At 67.0% G+C, this 20,347-nt stretch carries 15 protein-coding genes; 2 read left to right on the top strand and 13 right to left on the bottom strand.

Going from position 1 to position 20,347, the window contains the following annotated elements:
• Positions 1 to 338: 338 nt before the first annotated feature.
• The 7 genes from ACSQ23_RS02885 to ACSQ23_RS02915 form a co-directional block, all read right to left on the bottom strand.
• Positions 339 to 2,150 (bottom strand): putative bifunctional diguanylate cyclase/phosphodiesterase, encoded by a 1,812-nt coding sequence (locus tag ACSQ23_RS02885; protein WP_436089640.1) that lies wholly within the window; start codon positions 2,148 to 2,150, stop codon positions 339 to 341.
• Positions 2,151 to 2,237: 87 nt separating this feature from the next.
• Positions 2,238 to 2,720, bottom strand: a complete 483-nt coding sequence (locus ACSQ23_RS02890) for a GNAT family N-acetyltransferase (protein ID WP_436089641.1) — start codon at positions 2,718 to 2,720, stop codon at positions 2,238 to 2,240.
• Between the two features lie 20 nt (positions 2,721 to 2,740).
• Positions 2,741 to 4,678, bottom strand: a complete 1,938-nt coding sequence (locus ACSQ23_RS02895) for a beta-N-acetylhexosaminidase (protein WP_436089642.1) — start codon at positions 4,676 to 4,678, stop codon at positions 2,741 to 2,743.
• 104 nt (positions 4,679 to 4,782) lie between these two features.
• A complete protein-coding gene (locus tag ACSQ23_RS02900; protein ID WP_436089643.1) occupies positions 4,783 to 5,835 on the bottom strand; it encodes a D-TA family PLP-dependent enzyme in 1,053 nt (350 codons plus the stop codon).
• A gap of 66 nt (positions 5,836 to 5,901) precedes the next feature.
• On the bottom strand, positions 5,902 to 6,198 hold the full coding sequence (locus tag ACSQ23_RS02905) for an EscU/YscU/HrcU family type III secretion system export apparatus switch protein (protein WP_436089644.1): 297 nt from the start codon (positions 6,196 to 6,198) through the stop codon (positions 5,902 to 5,904).
• A complete protein-coding gene (fliK, locus tag ACSQ23_RS02910) occupies positions 6,195 to 8,204 on the bottom strand; it encodes a flagellar hook-length control protein FliK (RefSeq protein WP_436089645.1) in 2,010 nt (669 codons plus the stop codon). The genes ACSQ23_RS02905 and fliK overlap by 4 nt, the downstream gene beginning before the upstream one ends.
• A gap of 200 nt (positions 8,205 to 8,404) precedes the next feature.
• Positions 8,405 to 9,859, bottom strand: coding sequence for an alpha-glucosidase/alpha-galactosidase (locus ACSQ23_RS02915; RefSeq protein ID WP_436089646.1), 1,455 nt, complete (start codon positions 9,857 to 9,859; stop codon positions 8,405 to 8,407).
• 87 nt (positions 9,860 to 9,946) lie between these two features.
• Here ACSQ23_RS02915 and ACSQ23_RS02920 point away from each other — a divergent pair, with 87 nt between their 5' ends.
• Both ACSQ23_RS02920 and ACSQ23_RS02925 read left to right on the top strand, forming a co-directional pair.
• Positions 9,947 to 10,810 (top strand): helix-turn-helix domain-containing protein, encoded by an 864-nt coding sequence (locus ACSQ23_RS02920; protein WP_436089647.1) that lies wholly within the window; start codon positions 9,947 to 9,949, stop codon positions 10,808 to 10,810.
• A gap of 92 nt (positions 10,811 to 10,902) precedes the next feature.
• Complete coding sequence (locus tag ACSQ23_RS02925) at positions 10,903 to 12,690, top strand: putative bifunctional diguanylate cyclase/phosphodiesterase (RefSeq protein WP_436089648.1); 1,788 nt, start codon at positions 10,903 to 10,905, stop codon at positions 12,688 to 12,690.
• A 195-nt stretch (positions 12,691 to 12,885) separates the two neighbouring features.
• Here the strand turns inward: ACSQ23_RS02925 and ACSQ23_RS02930 are convergent, their stop codons facing one another.
• The 6 genes from ACSQ23_RS02930 to ACSQ23_RS02955 all read right to left on the bottom strand — a co-directional run bounded on the left by ACSQ23_RS02930 (position 12,886) and on the right by ACSQ23_RS02955 (position 20,337).
• Positions 12,886 to 13,707 carry an HpcH/HpaI aldolase/citrate lyase family protein gene (locus ACSQ23_RS02930; RefSeq protein WP_436089649.1) on the bottom strand — a complete coding sequence of 274 codons (822 nt, stop codon included), beginning with the start codon at positions 13,705 to 13,707 and terminating at the stop codon, positions 12,886 to 12,888.
• Positions 13,704 to 14,888: a CaiB/BaiF CoA transferase family protein gene (locus ACSQ23_RS02935; protein ID WP_436089650.1), complete on the bottom strand. Its 1,185-nt coding sequence runs from the start codon at positions 14,886 to 14,888 to the stop codon at positions 13,704 to 13,706. Before ACSQ23_RS02935 ends, ACSQ23_RS02930 begins: the two co-directional genes overlap by 4 nt.
• A 142-nt stretch (positions 14,889 to 15,030) precedes the next feature.
• Positions 15,031 to 17,145, bottom strand: coding sequence for an ADP-ribosylglycohydrolase family protein (locus ACSQ23_RS02940; RefSeq protein WP_436089651.1), 2,115 nt, complete (start codon positions 17,143 to 17,145; stop codon positions 15,031 to 15,033).
• Positions 17,146 to 17,159: 14 nt separating this feature from the next.
• On the bottom strand, positions 17,160 to 18,350 hold the full coding sequence (locus tag ACSQ23_RS02945; protein ID WP_436089652.1) for an ADP-ribosylglycohydrolase family protein: 1,191 nt from the start codon (positions 18,348 to 18,350) through the stop codon (positions 17,160 to 17,162).
• Positions 18,351 to 18,438: 88 nt separating this feature from the next.
• Positions 18,439 to 19,860: an extracellular solute-binding protein gene (locus tag ACSQ23_RS02950; protein WP_436089653.1), complete on the bottom strand. Its 1,422-nt coding sequence runs from the start codon at positions 19,858 to 19,860 to the stop codon at positions 18,439 to 18,441.
• Between the two features lie 168 nt (positions 19,861 to 20,028).
• On the bottom strand, positions 20,029 to 20,337 hold the full coding sequence (locus ACSQ23_RS02955; RefSeq protein ID WP_436089654.1) for a hypothetical protein: 309 nt from the start codon (positions 20,335 to 20,337) through the stop codon (positions 20,029 to 20,031).
• Positions 20,338 to 20,347 lie beyond the last annotated feature (10 nt).

Here is a 20,347-nt window from a genome sequence, read left to right on the forward strand (position 1 = left end):
GCTGACGCTCCCTGGAAATATGCGGGGATGCGTGCACGCGGCAGGCGAAGCTGCCGTGACGGTTCGATGACGGTCGGGTGACGGGGGGCGGTTCACCATTGATCGGCAATGCCTTGCACCGCCCGTGCCGAAGCACCCCCTCGCCCCTCTGGGGAGAGGGCTGGGGTGAGGGGCGCCAAGCACGCCGGCATCAAACGCGGCCCGCATCGCAGCAACGGCCGCTCATTTAGTGTGCTTGGCTACCCCTCACCCTGACCCTCTCCCCAGAGGGGAGAGGGGACGCGAGACCAATGGCGGTGACAAATGGGGGGACTTTGCGAGCCAACTCAGCCGTGAACCTACCCCGCTTCGCGCTCTTCGAACGGCGCCTCGGGCATGGCGTCGGAGGCGAGGACCAGGCGGCGGACGGCGTCGCGGGCCATCGGGCGGGAGATCAGGTAGCCCTGCGCCTCGGTGTAGCCGGCAGCATGCACGCCGCGCAGTTGCTCGGCGGTCTCGATGCCCTCGGCAGTGGTTGCCATCATCAGGCGGGCGCCGATATCGGCTACCGCAGCGACGATGGTCTCGGCGCCTTCGGCGCTGTCGAGCGCTCTGATGAAGGTGCCATCGATCTTGATCTTGTCGAACGGGAAGGCCAGCAGGTAGCCGAGCGCCGAGAAGCCGGTGCCGAAATCGTCGAGCGCGATACGGACACCCAGGGCGCGGAGCTGGCGCAGGGTATCGAGGCTCTGCTCGGAGTTTTCGAGGAACACCGACTCGGTGATTTCGATCTCGACCCGCTCGTGGGCGATGCCGGAGGCAGCGAGGGCCTGGACCAACGTGGTGAGGAGACTGCCGCGCACCAGCTGCACCGACGAGACGTTGACGGCGATCTTCAGATCACCGGGCCAGCGGGCCGCCTCGGCGAGGGCCTCGCGGATCACCCAATCGCCGATCGGAACGATCAGGCCGGTCTCCTCGGCGACCGGGATGAAGTCGCAGGGTGGCACCACGCCGCGCTCCGGGTGCTGCCAGCGCAGCAGCGCCTCGAAGCCGGAAAAGGCGTGAGTGCGGAGGTTGAGGATGGGCTGGAAGTGCAGCTCGAATTCGCCGAACTCCAGGGCCCGGCGCAGGTCGGCCTCGAGCCGGCGGCGATCGACGCCGATGCGGTTGAGTTCGGGTTCGAAGCTGCGGATGGCGCCGCGACCGTCGCGTTTGGCGGCGTAGAGCGCAACGTCGGCATTGTGCAGCAGCTCGTCGGGCTCATTCCCATCGGCGCCGCCCACCGCGATGCCGATGCCGACGGCGATGGTCAGCACCTGACCGTCGAGGTCGTAAGGCGAGACGGTGGCGGCGCAGATGCTGGTCGCGAGGTCGAGGGCGCTTTCGGCGTCGCCACCGCGATGCAGCACGGCGAATTCGTCGCCGCCCATGCGGGCGGCACTGTCCGTAGGGCCGAGACAGCCGCCGAGGCGGGCGGCGAACTGCTTCAGCAGCGCATCGCCGGCCGCGTGGCCGAGGCTGTCGTTGATGGCCTTGAAGCCATCGAGATCGAGGCAGAGCACAGCAAAGCCGCTGGCCCTGCCAATGTCATGGAAGGCGTTACCGACCCGTCGGTAGAACAGCGTGCGATTGGGGAGGCCCGTCAGGGCATCGTGATAGGCGAGGTGGGTGAGCTCGGCCTGCATATTGTGCAGCTCGGTCACGTCCTTGTGGGTCGAGATCCAGCCGCCATCGTCGATCGGTTGGTGGGTCATCGAAATGACCTGTCCGGAATTGAGCCGATGGATGCCGCCCAAAGTACGCTGCTCGTGTACGGCGCTCAGCCGGTCAGCGACATAGCCCTCGATGTCGTCGCCGACATGAGTGTTGCCGGCGACGCGCGCCTCGAGGATCTGGCGGAAGCTGGTGCCGCGTTTACCCAGCGCCGGCGGCAGCCGGTAGATATCGAGGAACTGGCGGTTGCACAGCACCAGCCGACCGTGACGATCGTAGAGCGAAATGCCATGCGCGAGATTGTCGAGAATGGCGCGCAGATGCAGTTCCTGGGCGCGCAGCTTGCCGCGCGCCGAACTCAGCGAGCGGGTGAGTTTCAGCAGCGCCGCGGTGTCGGCCTCAGGTGGCGCGGCCGCGTCCGGCGAGGCGGTGGATGTCTTTCCGGTCTTTGGCAAAATGCTGGAGCCCCGGAAATCCCAAGGAGATCGAAGCTCATAGCCTAGCGGTAGCGAGTAAATGCAAGGTTAGTCGATACGCTGGATTCAATCCGACTTGGGTGGTCGCAGCATCCCATTGTAAATGCCGGGCTCGGATTTGGGGATCACCATGGCATCGAGCCGCTTCTGATAGAACTCGACCGGGCCGGCACCGCCAATGACGGCATAGGCATAGCCCGCCTCGCGCATGCCGCGCAGGGTGGCGATCAGCAGGGCCTCGCCGATCCCCTGCCCGCGCGCCGCCTCGTCGACCCCGGTGGGGCCGAAAAAGCCCTTGGCCGTGGCATCGTGGCAGGCGAAGCCGAGCAGCTGGTTATCCTTCACGGCGATCCAGCAGGTGACCGGCAGGCGGCTCATCGCCGCCTCGACCTCGGATACCCAGAACGGGCTGAAGTGCTTGCCGACCCAGGCGGTGACGACGTGACGCTCCGGCGGCAGGGCGCGGCGGACGGTCACCCCGGCCGCCTGCACCTTTGCTTCGGAGGCAATGTCCGGCAGGTCATACAGCCGGACCAGCAGATCGCCCATTTGTCCTATCAGTCCTTCACTCAGAATCCTTCGTAGCGACCGTAAAGGTTCGGCATCAGGCCGACCAGCGCCTTGAAGCGGCTGAAATCGCGGCTGGAACTCCAGCCGGTTTCAGCGATGGCCGAGAGGCGCGGGAAGACCAGCCGGTCGAACACGGCGCGATCGGTCATCGGCTCGGACCAGATGCAGGCCTGGACGCCGAGCAGTTTCTTCCGCTCGGTGTCGCTCCAGCCGGCAGTCGGCTCGAAGCTGTAGGCTTTTTCCGGTGACGACCAGCCGGCCCAGGCGGCGCCGCACTCGTGCCAATCCTCGGTATTGGCCATATCGAGATAGTAGGCCTGGCCTGGGGCGACGACGACCTCGTAGCCCTCGGCGGCGAGCTGCTGGCTGCCCTCGGTGGTGCGCCAGCCGACCAGATAGCAATTGGCCTTGTCGATGCCCCCGCCATGCGAGGCTTCTTCCCAGGCCCCGGTCAGCTTGCCCTTCGAGGTAAGGTAGGTCTGCAGGCGCTGCAGGAAGTGGGCCTGCAGCGGCGCGGCGCCGGTAACGCCGAGCTTCTGCCGCATCTTGTTGGCGGCCGGCGAGGAGTGCCAGGCATCCTCGGGCACTTCGTCGGCGCCGACATGGAAGTAGCGCGAGGGGAAGAGCTCGACCATCTCGTCAATGATCGCCTCGACCACGCCGTAGGTGGCCTCGACCGCCGGGTTGAGGCAGTTATTGGGGAAGCTCTGGATCGAATAATAGGGGGCATTCTCGCCGGGGTCGCGCAGCGCCGGGATGGCCTGCAGCATGGCATAGCAATGGCCCGGCATATCGATCTCAGGCACCACGTCGACGCCGAGCTCGGTGGCGAAGCCGACAATGGCCCGGATATCGGCCTTCGAATAGTAACCGCCGGTGCGCTCCGGACCCGAGCCAAGCAGCGGCGGCACCGGCATGCCGTAGCCGCGCCAGGCGCCCTTGCCGGTGAGCTGCGGATAGGCGTCGATCTCGACGCGCCAGGATTCGTCGTCGCTCAGGTGCCAATGCAGCACATTGAGCTTGTTCCAGGCGAGGATGGCGATGAAGCGCTCGACCTCGTCCTTGGCGTAGTAGCGGCGGGCGACATCGAGATGGCTGCCGCGCCACACCATGGCCGGGGCATCCTCGATGCGGCCGGCAGTGGGGAAGTTGAACTGGCGCAGGTGGATACGGGCGCCACGCAGGATCTGGCCCAGTGTGATCAGGCCATAGAGCAGGCCGGTTTCGGTTTCGCCGACGATGCGAGCCCGGTCGGTGGAGAACTCGATGGCATAGCCTTCCTTGCCGCCGGCGCCGGCGACCAGCTCAACCGGAAAGCCGCCTTCATGGGCGGGGCGGACGAGACCTTCGCCGGGAAACAGTTTCTCCGTCAGCTTGCCGAAGGCGGCAGCAGCGGACTTGCCGATGGCCGAGGCGATCGGCGCGAGGCCAGCGGGCGCGGTGCGGCGGCCGGAAACCGCCACATCCTGCGGCCAGGGGACGATCGACACCGGCACCGGCGGTTGCTCGGGGACCTCGAAGATGGCGGTGCCTTTCTTCCGCAGCGTGTCGCTGCCCTCACGCCGGGTCGGCACGGTGCGCAGCGAGCGCGTCGTGCCATCGGCGAGAACGAGGAAGCCGGTGGTGGCGCCATCGGTCCAGTGGCGGATCGGGTAATCGAGCTTCAGCACATCGATGGTCCAGCGGGCGCCGGGGGCGAGCACGAAGCCGCGCTCGGGCGCCAGCTCACAGAAATTGGAAAGCTGGGTCACCACCTTGGCGCCGACAATCTCGGCATCGTCGCTGACCCGCGCCGGGCCGGAAATGCCGAGCCGGAAATCGCGCAGCGCCTCGCCCGTATCGTTGGTGAGCATCAGCCGGTAGCGCGCCGCCACACCTTCAGCGGCCGGACGCCACTCGGTTGCCAGCGTCAAACCATCATACCAATCAGCGACCATTTGAATACCACTCCCTTGCGTGAGGAGTTCTAGAGCATTTCCCCGTTGCAGTGAAACGCCGAAAGCTCCGGATTTTCGATTTTGTCGACTTTTCCGGAAAGCGCTCAGTCGACTCGACCGCGGGCCGCAACAGGAACCACTTCGCGAACCTCGTCGCCGGAGATCAGCGTCACGCTGTCGAACAGGTTGGAGATGACGCAGGCGTGGTTGGGGATGATGCGCAGCCGCTCGCCGATGCGCGGCCAATCCGAAGCGACCGGCAGCTCGATGACGCCGTGCTCCTCGGAGAGCCCCTTCACCGTGAGATCAGTGCCCATCACCAGGCCGAAGCCTTCCATGCCGAGGAGATCGGAGGTGAGCGACTTGGAGCCGGCATCGATGACCACGCGGGTGGCAGTGGGACGGCTGACCACGGTGACGAGAACGCTGAGCGCGCAATCGTCGAGGCCGGCCACCCGTTCCTTCACCTGGAAGCGATCGTAGTAGATGTAGGTGCCGGGGCGCCGCTCGGTGACGGGCGCGGCGGCGGGGGCCCACATGTCCGGGCTGTTGCCCGAGGAGACGCGCGACACGGCGATACCAGCTTGAGCGAACAGCGCCACCGCCTCGCTGAGCCAGGCATTGGATTTCTCAACCCCATGCAGCGGCGGATAGGTCATCAGGCCACCGAAACGCAGGCCGGGGGCGAGCGCGATCTGGCGGGCCAGCGCCAGCGCCTGGGCCGGCGTCTGCACACCGCATCGACCACCGCCGGAATCGCATTCGATCAGCACGGTCAATGGCTTGCCCTCGGTGAAGGTCGCCGCATAGCCGAACAGCGTGTCGGGGCTGTCGGCGGTGACCGAGAGGGTGACACGCTCGTTCAGCGCCTTGAGCCGCGCCAGCTTTTTCGGGCCGAGGATATTGTAGGGCAGGAAGATATCAGCGATGCCGGCATCGGCCATCACCTCGGCCTCGCCCAGCTTCTGCACGGTGATGCCGACGGCGCCGAGTTCGACCTGGCGTTTGGCGAAGCGCGGCAGCTTGTGGGTCTTGATGTGCGGGCGCAGGGCATAGCCTTGCTCGGTGGCATGTGCCTGGGCCCGCTGCAGATTGGCCTCGACGCGATCGATATCGATGAGGACGGCGGGAGTATCGAGGTCGGCAATGGTCGGCATGACGCGGGCTCCAGGGAATGGCGCGTCACTTCGCCCGGAGCCGGGTGAGAATGCAAGGTGGGGACGCTAGCTGCCTGCCGTAGGCGTCCAGTGGCGCTGGGCGCTGGCGCGGAGGATGAAACCGATAATCTCGGCCACCGCCTCGTAGAGCTCGATCGGGATCTGCTCGTCGAGTTCGACGCTCGCCAGCGCTTCGGCGAGCGGGCCGTTGGCCTCGATGACGACGCCGGCTTCGCCGGCCACCTCGACGATGCGGCGAGCCAGTTCGCCCCGACCCTTGGCGATGATGCGGGGGGCATCTCGAGTGCCGCGCTCATACTCCAGCGCGACGGCGAGGCTGACGGGCTTTGGAGTGTCCGTCATCGGGCGCTGTCCAGCAATTGTCCCGGGGCGCGGGCGGCGGGTTGCGGCGCGCCGCGGCGGACCCGCACGGAAGCGACATCGAGGCCGTGGCGGGCCAGCGCCGGAGCGAGCTCGGGCAGCATCGCCTCGAGCGCCTCGGCCGTGGCCGGGTCGGCGGCCCACAGCGAGACGTTGGCGCTGCGGCCGAGCAGCGCCACCTCGGCGCCGACTTCGCCAGTAGCGGCGAAATTGAGCGCGAAACGCATGCGCCAGCCGCGCTCGGCCGGGCTGCGCTTGTGCTTGCCGTCGCGCTCGACCAGCAGTTGCAGGATGCCGGTTTCGGCGCCGAGCTGCATCGGCACTTCCACCCGGAACTCGGCGGCTGGGGCCGCCATATTGGGGCGGCCGGCGTCGCCGGGGTTGGAAGCCAGCTGCAGCAGCTTTGTGCGCGACAGCGCCGCATCGGCGTGACCGAGCAGCTGCCGGGCCGTCTCGACGGGTTCTTCAGCCAAAGGCGGTGCGGGCTGGGTGGAAGGGGCACGGACAGGCTCGCCCTTCAGCGGCGGGGGTGGACGGCGCGTCACCGGCGCGATCGCCTCGACTTCGCCGCCGAGGAAGCCCGAGAGCGCCGAGCGCAGCTGCAGCAGGGCGGATTTGGCATCGGTGGGGGTGCGGGTGCCGGGCTCGGTGATGATGCCGGTGCGCAGCACAGCGTCGCGAAGCGATTTGCCGTCGGGCGGGGCGCGGTTGAGGTCGAGCCGGGTGCCGAGCAGCATGGCGATGGCTTCGAGGGCGGGACGCGGCAGCGCCGCAGCGGTGGGCGCGGCGAGTGTCGCAAGCCGGGCGATCAGCGGCAGGACGCTATCCTGGCGCGCCGCGGCCTGGACAGGATCGGCGAGGATCTGGGCGAGCGGCGGCGAGACGGGCTGCGGTACCGGCCGCGGGGTCGATATCGGTGCTGTGACCACTGGCGACACGACCGTCGGCGGTGCCAGCGAGGTCGCTGGGGCCGCTGCCTGAGGTGCGGGGGTTGGCAACGCCAGGGCGGATACGAGCTGCGGCGCACCGACCGGTGCCGGACCGCTTGCGACAACTGGCGTAGGCAACGTGGTGGCCGCGGGTTGCGAGATCGGCGGCGGTGTCGGACTGCTCGTCGTGGGGGAGTTGCTCGCAGGGACGGCCGGGGCGGACGGAGGGAGTTGGGCCGTCGCGGGCTGCGTGGAAGCCGCAACCGGCGCCGGCGGCGTCGAGACGGCGGCAGGTGTGGTCGGTTGGTTGAGCGGCGGAACCGCCACCGGAGCTGGTTGAGCCGGCGCCGCTGGGGCGGGCGCGGTTGGCGGCGCCTGCATTACCGGGGCTGGAGCTGATGGCAGCGTTTGTGTCGGCGCAGCTGGCACCATGGCAACCGCCGCCTGCTGAACCGGCGCGTGGGGAACCGGCGGGGGCGCCGCGGGCGCGGCTTGCAGCGCCGGGGTCGCCGGCGCTTGAGCGGCCGGGATCGGCGGCTGAGCCTGGGTGAGGGTTGGCAGCGCCGGGGCAGCCGGAGAAACGGATGGGGTCGCCGGCATTGCCGCAGCCGGTGAAGCGCCGGGCGGTGGTGGCGCGGGAGGTGCGGGTTGCGCAGCCGACGGAACCGGTGGAGGCGGCGCCGTTGTGGCGGCAGGCGGTGGTGGCAGCGGCGGCAGCGCTTGCGGCGCTGGCGGAGCCGGCTGGGCAACTGCGGGTTGCGGCTGCACGTTGACAGTGACGGCAGGCTGACCGGTCGGCGTCGGGGTGATCTTCAGGGTCACCGCGGTATTGACCGGCAGCGGCGTCTCGAGCTTCAGCACGAAACTCTCGCCGCCGGCAGTGAGCTGGGTCAGGCCGCCGGCGAGTTGCGCGGTGACCTTGGCGTCGATGCTCTGGCCGAGGCGGAGGATCAGCGCGTCGAGGCTGGCACGCGCCAGCTTTACCGCCGCCAGCGCCGGGTCGGCGGCGGGCTCGGTACGGCCGATCAGTTGCAGCAGCGCGGTGGCGACATCGGACATGCCGCCACCATGCAGGGAGTCGGGTTAATGGGAGTTAACTTGTGCCTCGTCAGCCCGCCGGTGGTTGCGGACCCCCACCCCTGTCCCCTCCCCGCAAGGGGGAGGGAGACCCTCACACCAGCATCTCAGCATGCGTCTCCCTCCCCCTTGCGGGGAGGGATCAAGGGTGGGGGGCGGCCTCCACCGGCGCTGGTGAGACCTCAGTGATGCGCCCCCTTCATCTCGCGCAGCTCTTCGACCGAGCGGACCACCTTGCGGGCGGCGCCGGCCCAATCCCTGGTCTTCACCGTGGCCTTTTCCAGCCGGGCCTTGGCGGCGGGGACGGCGTCGGCATATTGCGGCAACCACTGGGCCTGGGCGACCACCATTTCGTCGACCATCTGCCAGACCTCGTCGGGGGTGCAGATGGCGCCGACCAGCGGGTCATGCAGCACGGCGAGCTTCAGCATGTCGATATTGCCGGTCATCGCCGCCTCGACGCTCATGCGCTGCACGCTGATCGACACCGAGCAGGTGGCGGCGCAGGCGATTGGCAGCTCGATGCCCTCGACCATGTTGATGCCGAAGCGATCGACGAAGCCCGGGCTCTCGATGATGGCGTCCGCCGGAAGGTTCTTGATGATGCCGTTGTTGCGGCGGTTGAAATGGCCGCGATAGGTGCGGCCGGTTTCGCGCGCCTCGATGATGTAGCTGGCGTGCTCGGTGGTACGCTTGTGCTCCGACAGCGACTTGGTGGCTTCGGCCTTGAACTTGGGGAAATCGGTCTCGAACCAGTTCCGGCGTTCAGTCGAGTGGCGGAGATAACCGCCGGTTTCGCCGTGGATCCAGTCGCTCATGTCGATCCAGCGCGAGATCTCTTCCGGGCGCTTGCGGTACCAGGGCAGGTATTCGCTGAGGTGGCCGTTCGACTCGGTCGAATAGACGCCGAAGCGTTTCAGCACGTCGATGCGGACCTTTTCCTGCTTTGCATAGACCGGGTGCTTTTCGAAGCCGGCGATCAGCTCGTCCGCCTCGATCTTGCGGCCCTTGGCGCGGATGTCGATGTACCAGGTCTGGTGGTTGATGCCCGAGCAGACATAGTCGAGGTCGCGGTCATCGACGCCGAGCACCTGGGCGATCTGGTGGGCGCCATGCTGCACGCCATGGCAAAGCCCGACCACGTCCACGCCGCCATAGAGATCGGCGGCCCAGGTGTTCATCGCCATCGGGTTGGCGTAGTTGAGGAACAGCGCACCCGGCTCGGCGACCTCGCGGATATCCTTGCAGAAATCGAGAATGACCGGGATGTTGCGCTGGCCATAGAGGATGCCGCCGGCGCAGATGGTGTCGCCGACGCACTGGTCGACACCGTATTTCAGCGGGATGTTGACGTCGGTGGCGAAGGCCTCGAGCCCGCCGACGCGGACGCAGCTCATGATGTAGCGCGCGCCTGACAGAGCTTCGCGCCGGTTGGTGGTGGCGGTGACCTTGGCCGGCAGGTTGTTGACCGCCACGATCGACGAGATGATCTGCTGGATCATGTCGAGGTTGTGGGCGTTGATATCGGTCAGCGCAAACTCGACATCGGCGAATTCCGGCACCTTGAGCAGATCCGAGATCAGGGTCTTGGGGAAGCCGACCGAACCGGCGCCGATGATCGCGACTTTGAACGACATGGCGTTCCTCCCCTTTGAATTGGGCTCCATCTAGCGGCAAGGCGGGTCGAGGGTGTAGAGGAAAGACATGCGATCGCGGGTAATTTCATGCTGTCCGACCTGATTGCCCATGGGCACAAGATCCAGGCCATCGCGCCACCGCGCGGGCCGCTGGGCTTTCACGTGATGGCCACTGGCGCCGGCTTCGAGAAGCGCGTCAACGAGGTCTATAACTGGGAGGGCCTGAAACGCGGCGACGTACCGTTCGTCATCATCCAGCACACCATCGCCGGGCGGGGCGAGCTCGACTATGCCGGGGCCCGGCACGTGCTGCTGCCTGGCTCTACCATGGTGCTGAGCTTTCCGCATGCCAACCGCTACTGGCTCGATCGGGGGCAGACCTGGGAGTATTTCTGGATCGGCGCCAATGGGCGCGAGGCGCTGCGGCTGATGCGGGCGATCATCGATCTCAAGGGACCGGTGGTGACGCCGGGAGCAGGCGCGGTCGACCGCATGGCGGAGGCCTGCGTGCGGCTGATGCGATCGCCCGAACTGCTCAGCGGCGAGGCCTCGGCCGCGGCGTATGACGCCATGATGGCGCTGCATGACGGGTTGTTCGGCGCGACGCCGCTCGCCACCAATGTGGCGCCGCCGATCGCCCGAGCGCAGAGTTTTGTCGCCGAGCACCTGGGCGAGCCGCTGGGGGTGGACCGGCTGGCGCGCGTGGCCGGGCTGAGCCGGGCGCATTTCGTCAGGCGTTTTGGCGGCGAGACCGGGCAGAGCCCCTCGGATTTCGTCTTCGCAGCACGGATGGAACGGGCAACCCGGCTGCTGATCGCCACCGACCAGCCAGTCGCCGCCATCGCCGCGGCAACCGGCTTCGCCAATGGGAACTATTTCGCCAAGGCGTTCCGGCGGCTCAACGGCATCTCGCCGAGCGACTATCGCTCCGCTGCTGCGGCGGGGCGCTGAGGGCAGGCCTTGTACTTAGCGTAGATTAGGAGTTGCTTATCCATTGCTGCCTAGCATGATAGTCGCCCGAACTATCCGGTTCCGAGGCCCCGATGGTTGTGAAGCGGTCCCCCGTCCAGCACGTCGCTCGCCCCGAGCCACCGGAATCGCTTGCCGCGTTGGTGGCCGCCAACGAGCGATTGCAGCGCTTTGCGGCGGAGCTGGCCGGGGAGCAGCAGCGGGCCCAGGTGGAGCGCAGCTGGCTGCGCACCATGATCGACCAGGTGCCCGACTATCTCTACATCAAGGATAAGGACGCACGCTTCGTCATTGCCAACCGCGCGGTGGCGGCGGACCTTGGGCATGGCGATCCCAATACCCTGATCGGCAAATCCGATCTCGATGTGCATCCGCCGCAGCTGGCGCGGCGCTACTACGAAGATGACATGAGCGTCATCCGCGGCGAGAAGGCGCTGATCGACCACGAGGAATATGTGGTCCGCCCCGACGGCACGCAGCTCTGGCTCTCGACCTCGAAGCTGCCGCTGCGCAACCCCGAGGGTCAGATCATCGGGCTGGTGTGCAGCGCCCGCGACATCACCGAGCGGCGGCGCACCGAAGCGCATATCCATTTCCTCGCCTACCACGACTCGCTGACCGGGCTGCCCAACCGGGCCCAGTTCGAACGCGACCTCGCGGCCCTTGCCGGGCGGGCAGCGGAGGGCGTGCCGGCGACGCTGGTGCTGATCGACCTCGACCGGTTCAAGCATATCAACGACACGCTGGGGCACGTGGCGGGCGACGACCTGCTGCGCCAGCTGGCCAACCGGCTGTTCCAGCTGGTGGGGCCGGCGGGGACGCTGGCGCGGGTGGGTGGCGACGAGTTCGCAATCCTGCTCTCCGGGCCTGCGGCAGGCGCGGCGGAATCGCTGTGCCGGGCGATCCAGTTGCAGTTCGGGCGGCCGTTCCGGCTGTTTGACGATCCGGCGTTCATCACTGCCAGCTTCGGCATCGCACCATGGCGGCCGGGATCGGACGCGCTCAGCATGCTGCGCGAGGCCGACATCGCGCTCTACGAAGCCAAGGCGCGCGGCCGCGGGCGCTGGGAGGTGTTTGCGCCGCCGATGGCCGAGACGGTCGAGGAGAAGCGGCGCATCGAGCAGGATCTGCGCCGAGCCCTCGACACCGGCGGCGAGCTGACCCTCGAATACCAACCGATCTTCGCTGCCGACGGCCGCACCGTGGCGGGCGCCGAGGCGCTGGTGCGCTGGGAGCACCCGGAGCGCGGCCGGCTGGCGCCTGATGTGTTCATCGGCGTGGCGGAAGAACGCGGGCTGATCGAGAAACTCGGCGAATGGGTGCTCGAGGAAGCCTGCCGCATGCTGGCGCGGACGACAATCCCCTGGGTGGCGGTGAACGTCTCGCCGGTGGAACTGAAGAGCCGGCGTTTTGTCGATCGGGTGATCGAGCAGCTGCGGCTGCTCGGCATCAGTCCGGCGCGGTTGCAGCTCGAGATCACCGAGGGCGTGCTGCTCGATACGTCGGAAGCCACCGAGAGCGGGCTGACCCGGTTGCGGGCAGCAGGTATCCGGCTGGCGCTCGACGATTTCGGCACCGGCTATTCGTCGCTCAACTACCTCAGGCGCTACAATGTCGACAAGCTGAAGATCGACCGCTCGTTCGTCGGCCAGCTCGGCCAATCCACCGATGCCGAGGTGATCGTCAGGACCATTATCGACCTGGCGCGGTCGCTGAACATGAAGGTGACCGCCGAGGGCGTCGCCACCGAGCAGCAGCGCGATTACCTGATGGCGCGCGGCTGCCACGAGCTGCAGGGGTACCTGTTGTCAAAACCGCTGCCGCTCGAGGCGTTCCTCGAGTTTACGGGGATCGCGGCTTAGGACTAAGCGTTTCGTTGAACCACCGGCCGCAGTGCGCCGCACCCGTGATGGTCCACGCTCTCGCCTCCTCCACCGGGTGTCATCCCAGCGAAAGCTGGGACCCATTTCGCAGCCCGAGCCAGCGGTGAGTTGGGTCCCAGCTTTCGCTGGGATGACATCGAGTGGGGGAGCAGGTGGTGCCCCCCAAAGGGCGCACTAACTCCCAAGTGTCCTCCGCGCCCGGGCAACAATCGGGGCGTCGACCATCCGGCCGTCGAGCTGGAAGGCGCCGGCATGCTCCGCTGCAGCGGCGACGACCCGTTGGGCCCAGTCGCGCTCGGCGTCGCTCGGCGAGAAGCCGGCGTTCAATACCGCGACGGCCGAGGGATGGACGCAGGTGGCGCCGTCGAAGCCATGCGCCTTGGCCTCGGCGGCGGCAGCGGCCAGCGCTTCGAGATCGGTGTAATCGGCGCTCGATTGCAGGAGGCCGAAGCTGAGCTTCTTCTCCGCCTTGGCGGCGTAATGCAGCAGGAGCTTGGGATGGCGCAGGACCTCGGGCGTCGGCGTGGCGCCGAGCTCGGTGGCGAGATCTTCGCTGCCGAGCAGCAGGCCGATGACGCGGTGATTGGCGGCAATGACGCGAGCGTCGAGCAGCGCGGCGGCGCCCTCGATCAGGGCCAGGAAGCTCATGGCGGGGCGGTCGAGCTTAGCCTCTTCGGCGCGCAATGCGCCGGCGAGAGCATCGAGCGCGGCGGAGGAACTGGCTTTGGCCACCATCACGCCGGTGGCGCCGGCACGGCAGGCCGCGAGCGCATCCTCGCGCTGGCGAGCACCGGAGTTGATACGGACGAAAACCGCGGCGCCGTTGCGGCTGACGGCAGGAACCGTGGCCGCGAGGCTGGCCCGCGCCGCGTCCTTGTCAGCCTCCGGCACCGCATCCTCGAGGTCGAGGACGATGGCGTCGGCGCCGCGCTCATGCGCCTTGGCGACGAAGCGTTCGGAATGGGCCGGAACGTAGAGGAGGGAGCGGAGCTTCATCCAAGTACCGTAGCAGGATCGACGCCGGCTTCGCGCAACACTTCGGCGGTGTGCTCGCCGAGGTCGGGCGCCGGGCGGCGGAAGGTGCCGGGGGTTTCGCTGAGGCGCGGCAGGATGTTGTGCATCGGCAGGGCGCCGAAATCCTTGTCTTCGACATCGACAATGATGCCACGGTCAATGAAATGCTGGTCCGCGGCGATATCGGCGATCGAATAGATCGGGCCGACGGTGGCGCCGGCCTCGCGCATAATGGCGAGCGCCTCGTCATGGCCGTGACGCAGAAACCATTCGCCGACCGCCGCATCGACGAGGTCGCGATGCTTCACCCGGTCGGAGTTGGTGGCAAAGCGCGGGTCGCTGTTCATTTCGGGCTTGCCGATCACCTCGAAGATGCGACGGGCGACCTGCGGGGTGGAGCCCGAGAGCGCGACATACTTGCCGTCGGAACAGCGATAGACGTTGCGCGGCGAGGCGGTGTTGGAGGCGGAGCCGGAACGCTCCTTGACCTTGCCGGTCACCTGAAAGATCGCGGCTTCCGGACCGAGCACCGAGTACATCGGTTCGAGCAGGCTGAGATCGATGACCTGCCCCTTGGCCTTGCCCCGGAAGCGCGCGAATAGCGCCGTGACGGTGGCGTTGGCGCCGTAGACCCCGGCGATCATATCGGCCAGCGCCAGCGGCGGCAGCACCGGTTCGCGATCCGGAAAGCCGGTGCGGTAGGCAAAGCCGCTCATCCCCTCGACGATGGTGCCGAAGCCGGGGAACTGCGCGTAGGGGCCGGTCTGGCCGAAGCCGGAGATACGGACGACGATGAGGTTGGGGTTGGCGGCGAGCAGCGCGTCGGGCGCGAGGCCCATCTCCTCGAGCGTGCCAGGACGAAAATTCTCGATGAAGACGTCGGCGGTCGCGAGCAGCGCCTTGAGCGCCGCCATGTGCGGGGCCTCACGCAGGTTGAGCTGCACCGAGCGCTTATTCCGGCCGTAGGTCTTCCAGTAGAGCGAGTGCCCGTCATCGCGCCACTCGCGCAACGGATCACCCTGCGGCGGCTCGATCTTGATGACGTCGGCGCCGAAATCGGCGAGCTGCAGCGACAGCATGTTGCCGGCGACGAGGCGGCTGAGATCGATGACCCGGATGCCATCGAGCGGGCCGGTGGCGAGGGGGTTGAACTGCAGGGTCACAGCGTGTGGCTCCCCCCTCCCAACCTCCCCCACAAGGGGGGAGGTGCCGATCGAGTTGTTGGCGCGACGGTGCCCCACGCACCGGCAGACACCTCCCCCCTTGTGGGGGAGGTTGGGAGGGGGGTGGCCGCACGCACCAGCATCAGACTTCGACCACTTCCAGCCGCGCCACCGTCATCCGACCGGCCGAGGCCATGCGCAGGCCGGCCTGGCCGTAGCGGAACTGGCCGTCAGTCGCCGAGATCAGCTCCTTGCCGTCGACGCTGAGCGTCAGCTTATCGCCCACCACAGTAAGCGCCAGCTTGTGCGCCTCGCCCGGCTTAACTGCGAACGGCGTCCGCGCCAGTACCATGGTGCCATGGTCCTGCTTCAGGATTACGGCTTCGCCATTCTCGAAGCCGGCCGCATAGAAGCGGGACGTGCCCTGGACGCGCGCGGCGACGAGGTGGGATTTGCCGGCGAGCGGGGTCAGGTCGGCGGTGACGGTGACGTCGCGGAGATAGCCGTTGCCGGTCCAGGCGTCGGCGTCTTCGGCGGTGTGGGCGTGAATGGCGCCGTCCTGCAGCGACCAGTGGCCGCGGTTCCAGGTGAAGCGGGTGATGCCACCCCATTCCTGCTTTTCGGTGCTGGGGTCGATGGAGAGCCTGCCCTTCCCCGATACCGAGAACTCCGAGAGGTAGAGCCGGCCGAGGAACTTCAGGCGTCCAAAATACTCGACCAAGACGCCGATCTCGTCGATGGCCTCGTCACCTTCGGGGATCGTGAACTCGTAGTCCTGCCAGCCCGCGGAGCTCGGGACGTGCCAGGCGCCGGTTTCGACGATCTCGCCGGAAATGGCGCGGCGGACATAGGGCGCGACGCGGAGGTTCCCATCGCCGTTCCAGGGGTCGAGCTGCAGTTTGAACTTCACCGTCTGGCCGGCATCGGCGAGCGGAGTGAACATCGGGCGGTAGCGCTCGTCGTCGAAATCGGCGCGGCGGTAGAACGGCTTCCAGAAGATGCGACCGCCCTGCCCGCGCTCGAGCCGATCGAGCAGCACCTCAAGCGCGCCGCGCGAGTTCGGGCCCTGCTTGTCGGTCGCCGACTTTACCTCGATCTGGTTGAACGGCTCGGTGCGGAAGGCATGGGTGGCGCCCGGCGCGTCGAAATCGAAGCGCACGCCGCGGCGCTCGAAATCCTCGACCCACGGCGCCGGCGGTTCCTTGCCGTCGAGGCGGAGGGCGAGCACGGTGAGCTCGCGGGCAAAGCTCGGGATATCGACGACGTTGAGCGTGCCGATGACCCCCGAGGCGATGACGAAGTCGTTGATGGGCTTGCGATACTTATCCCAGCTCGGCTGCACGCCCTGGAAGGTGCCGACGATGGCGCAGGCATTGCCGGCGTTACAATCGGTGTCCCAGCCGGCCATGGTGGCGATCTCGGCGGTGCGGGTCAGTTCGCCCGCGCCGTAGAGGATGGCCATCACGGTGACGCCGGCATTGGGGATGATGTGACAGACGCCGGGATAGCGGTCATAGCCCCAGTCGGCGGTCAGCATGTCGCGGCAAAGGCGCCAGTCGGACGGGTTGGCCTTGTGGAAGTCGATGACGGCGCGGGCGACGCGGGCGTAGGTCGAACTGGCATCGATGGTCGAGAGGCCGGTTTCGACGATCTCGTCGATGGATTTGGCGACGAAGGCCTGGGCGATGGCGGCGGCGCAGAAGCGGGCGCCGTTGAGGCCGTCGCCGTCATGGGCGACGGAAGCCGCCATGGCCGACATCTTGGCGGCACGCGACGGATTGCCCGGGTTCACCCAGCCCCAGCTGTCGATGAAGATCTGGCCGCCGATCTGCTCGGCGACAGTGGTGCCGTTGGTGGCGATGGAGCCGGACTCCGGCGCCTCCATGCCGGATTTGAGGTTCTTGTAGGCGGTGTGCTCGGTGGAATTGCCGAAGCCGCCCCACCAGTACATGCCGTGTTCCTCGGCGGCATAGTTCAGCCAGGTGCGGCCGACATCGGCAGCAGTGGCCTTCAAGCCGTAATCGCGCAGCGCGCGAATGAAATAGACCGGGCCATTGGTATCGTCGTCGGCAGCAAAATTCTTGAAGTCACGCAGGTACTGGGTGACCTCGCCATAGGTGTTGCGGATGCGGTCATAGCTCCAGATGGTCGGCTCGACCGGCGCGCCCAGGCGGACGCCGATGGCCTTGCCGATGAAGCCGGCATAGATGCGATCGAAGATTGCTTGGGTCGAAAGGGCTTGGGTGGTCAGGGGCATGAACGGTCCGGTGGTCAGAGATTGACGACGCTGGCGGTCGGGAGATCGGCTAGGAGGCTGTCGCGGCTGCGTTCGGCAGCTTCGCGGGCCCGCCGGTCGGCGAGAAGGATATCGGTGACGGTCGCAGTGAAGCGATCGGCAGCGGCGGTGAGATCGAGTCGGTTGGTACTGTCGAGGGTCTGGCGGTCGGCATCGCGGATGACGCTCTCGCCGTGCAGCACGCCAAGGATGGCGCCGGCCATGACGCCGATCGAGTCGGTGTCGCGGCCGGAATTGATGCCGTCCTCGATGGCAGTGCGGAAGTCGCCGCCATTGACCAGGGCGAAGCCGAGCGCCAGCGGCAATTCCTCGATCGAGCCCAGCCGCGACGGCTGGTAAGCCACCGAGAGCCGGCCGGCGCGCGCCTTGGTGTGATTGACATCGTCGCCCATCGGCGAGAACGGGGCGATGGCGGCGTGAAAGGCGGCGACCACCTCGGCGTGCTCGGCACCCTTGAGCCGCGAAGCGACGTCGGCGATGGCGCGGATCGCCTCGCGCGTGCCGTCCTTGCTGAGGGCAATGACCCGCTCGACGATCTCTTCAATGCCGATACCTGGGGTGAAGGCGGCGGCGACGGCAGCGGCGAAGGCGCCGGCGGCTTCGAGTCCGTAGCTTTCCTGGTGCCCCTGGGCAAAGGCGATCGCCTCGTCATAGGCCGCCTTGGGGTCGCAGGCATTCACCACGCCGACTGGGGCGATGTACATGGCGGCGCCGCAGTTGACCATGTTGCCGATACCGCCCTGGCGGGGGTCGCAATTGGCCAGCTGGTGACGCTGGAAGATCCATTTCTCGGGGTAGAACAGGCGGTCGATCAGGTTGGCCTCGCGCTGCATCTCGGGGATCCAGCGCGGCATCCAGGCGATCTGGCGCACCATGCCGTCGGCCATGTCCCAGGCGTCCAGGTGGCGGTGGGTTTCGGCGTAGATATCCATCAGCGCCAGGGTCATCAGCGTGTCGTCGGTGACGATGCCGTTGCCGCGGATGCGGTGGTTCCGTTGCTCAGGCGGCAGATCCATCTTGTGCCAGCGCGCCTCGAGCGAGGTGACGCGGCCATAGCGGGCCCGGATATCGGCAGCCGAGAGCTTTTCGACCGGGGCGCCGAGCGCGTCGCCCAGGGCGATGCCGTGCAGCATGGCGCGGACGCGGCCGCGAAGTGAGGTGGGCATGATGGTCTACTTCCGCTTGTCTAAATCTGTCACCGCACCCGCCCGTGGTCGTGGGAGGACGCCACGGGCGGGATGCGGTGGTCCGGGCTTAGCCGTTCAGCTTGGTCCGGGCGTACTCGTTGAGGCGGTCGCCACCGGCGGCCTTCCATTCGGCGACGAAGGCATCCCACTGGTCCATCGAGGCTTCGCCGGAGATGAACTTATAGACCCAGGCGCGGTAGACGTTCTCGGTCGCGTCGAGGTCAGCAGCGTAGTCGGACGGCCAGACGAAGGCGTTGTCCGGCTTGAACCAGGTGGTGATGTTCTTCAGCGACTCCTGGGCGGCAGCCGATTTCCACTCCACCGGCGGCACGAAGTTGGCGGCCGCAAAGAAGCGGGCGTACCAGGTGCTCATCTTGTCGGTGATGGTGTAGGTGTCGCCGGACTTGGTGTATTCCTCGCCCTCGAAGCCCATCCGGTCCATCATCTGGCCTTCGGTCGAGGCCATGAAGTCGAGAAGTTTTGCGACTTCTTCCTTGTGCTCAGAGGTGGTCGAGATGGCGAAGCCGCGGCTTTCCTTCGAGACATCAGTGGCCGAGAGCCCCTGGCCGCCCGGACCCGACGGGATCGGCAGCAGCGCCAGCTCGATCGGGGTTTCCGGATGTGCCTGGCGCATCTTGCCGCCATAGATGTCGATGACTTCTGCCGAGGAGCCGAAGATCACGCCGGCCTTGCCGGTGTAGAACTTGTCTTCCTTCACGTCGAACTTCGAGGTGACATATTCCTTGTCGTAGAGACCCTCGGCGCCGAGCTTGGCGTACCAGGTGAGCTTGGCCTTTTCGGCATCGGTGATGCGCGAGCTCACCCACTCGCCAGCCGCGTCTTTCATCCAGGTGCCGGTGATGCCGAAGGCCTGGTTGAAGATCGAGTCGAGCTCATTGGTGTTGTCGGCGGTGGTGACACCAAAAGTGTTGCCCGGGGTGCCGTCGCCATCGAGATCGGCATCGTGGATGGCCTTGAAGAAGGCCTCGTACTCATCGACGGTGGTCGGGGCCGGGATGCCAAGCTTTTCCAGCCAATCCTTGCGGATCACCGGCTGCGGGGCGCGCGGCGGATAGACATAGAGCAGATAGGGGTAGTTCTTCAGGCGCTCGACATTGTGCGGCCAGAGCGCCGCCTTGAGGTTGGGCGACTTCTCGATCCAGGGGTTCAGGTCTTCGAGGATGCCCTGGTCGGCCATCTTGGCATCGCCGCCCTGGAAGTAGATCAGGTCGGGGATATCGCCCGAAAGCAGCATGACGCCGAGCGCGTCGGCATAGCCCGAAGACGGCAGGTCGACGATCTGGATGTCGAGATCGGTGCCCTGGGCCTTCAGCGCCGCTTCGATGCGCTCGATATGGGCGACGTCGGGCGGGTTGGTCGAGAGCAGGTCCTTGGATACCAGGCGGATCACCGTCTGGGCACTGGCCGGCATGGCCAGCGACAGGCTGAGCGCCAGCGCCGTGGTGGTCAGAAGCAGGGTCTTAAGCATGGATTCTCCTCCGTTATGCTTGTTGTTGTTCATGGGATGGCGGTTGGGCCAGTGCGTCGGCCCCACCCCCTCCGAGCTTCGCTAAGTCGCTGACGCGACAAGCTTCGCTTGCCTTCCCCAGCAAGGGGGAGGTGGGGGCCGGTGGGTTTGACGAGATGGCGCTCGCGGCTAGCGGAAGTGGATGAGGGCGAGCAGTCCCGATACCGCGAGGATCGGCAGCAGCGCGAGGATCAGCGCCAGCACCAGCCAGCGACGCAGGAAGGCGAGCACCAGCGCCGGGATGGTCATCATCACGAAGGGCACGATGAGCATGAGGGAGAAACCCTGGCTCATCGAACGGGTGATCAGTTCCATCTGCGGGGCGCGCAACAGGAAGTCGGCCTCGATGATGATGAACAGGGCGATCTGCAGCCCGGAGAGGACGAAGATCGTATAGCGCAGCCAGGGCGTCTTCGGGCCTACCGCGGTATCGGTCATGCGGCACTCC

The sequence above is a fragment of the Devosia sp. LjRoot16 genome (assembly GCF_964252795.1).
In the GTDB taxonomy this organism is placed as follows: domain Bacteria; phylum Pseudomonadota; class Alphaproteobacteria; order Rhizobiales; family Devosiaceae; genus Devosia_A.

Bases quoted from the DNA above. Each gene is read 5' to 3' on its own strand.
- ACSQ23_RS02900 (WP_436089643.1), bottom strand. From the start codon at position 5,835: ATGCCGACCATTGCCGACCTCGATACTCCCGCCGTCCTCATCGATATC.
- ACSQ23_RS02895 (WP_436089642.1), bottom strand. From the start codon at position 4,678: ATGGTCGCTGATTGGTATGATGGTTTGACGCTGGCAACCGAGTGGCGT.
- ACSQ23_RS02955 (WP_436089654.1), bottom strand. From the start codon at position 20,337: ATGACCGATACCGCGGTAGGCCCGAAGACGCCCTGGCTGCGCTATACG.
- ACSQ23_RS02890 (WP_436089641.1), bottom strand. From the start codon at position 2,720: ATGGGCGATCTGCTGGTCCGGCTGTATGACCTGCCGGACATTGCCTCC.
- ACSQ23_RS02930 (WP_436089649.1), bottom strand. From the start codon at position 13,707: ATGAAGCTCCGCTCCCTCCTCTACGTTCCGGCCCATTCCGAACGCTTC.
- ACSQ23_RS02925 (WP_436089648.1), top strand. From the start codon at position 10,903: ATGGTTGTGAAGCGGTCCCCCGTCCAGCACGTCGCTCGCCCCGAGCCA.
- ACSQ23_RS02945 (WP_436089652.1), bottom strand. From the start codon at position 18,350: ATGCCCACCTCACTTCGCGGCCGCGTCCGCGCCATGCTGCACGGCATC.
- ACSQ23_RS02940 (WP_436089651.1), bottom strand. From the start codon at position 17,145: ATGCCCCTGACCACCCAAGCCCTTTCGACCCAAGCAATCTTCGATCGC.
- ACSQ23_RS02950 (WP_436089653.1), bottom strand. From the start codon at position 19,860: ATGCTTAAGACCCTGCTTCTGACCACCACGGCGCTGGCGCTCAGCCTG.
- fliK (WP_436089645.1), bottom strand. From the start codon at position 8,204: ATGTCCGATGTCGCCACCGCGCTGCTGCAACTGATCGGCCGTACCGAG.
- ACSQ23_RS02905 (WP_436089644.1), bottom strand. From the start codon at position 6,198: ATGACGGACACTCCAAAGCCCGTCAGCCTCGCCGTCGCGCTGGAGTAT.
- ACSQ23_RS02915 (WP_436089646.1), bottom strand. From the start codon at position 9,859: ATGTCGTTCAAAGTCGCGATCATCGGCGCCGGTTCGGTCGGCTTCCCC.
- ACSQ23_RS02920 (WP_436089647.1), top strand. From the start codon at position 9,947: ATGCTGTCCGACCTGATTGCCCATGGGCACAAGATCCAGGCCATCGCG.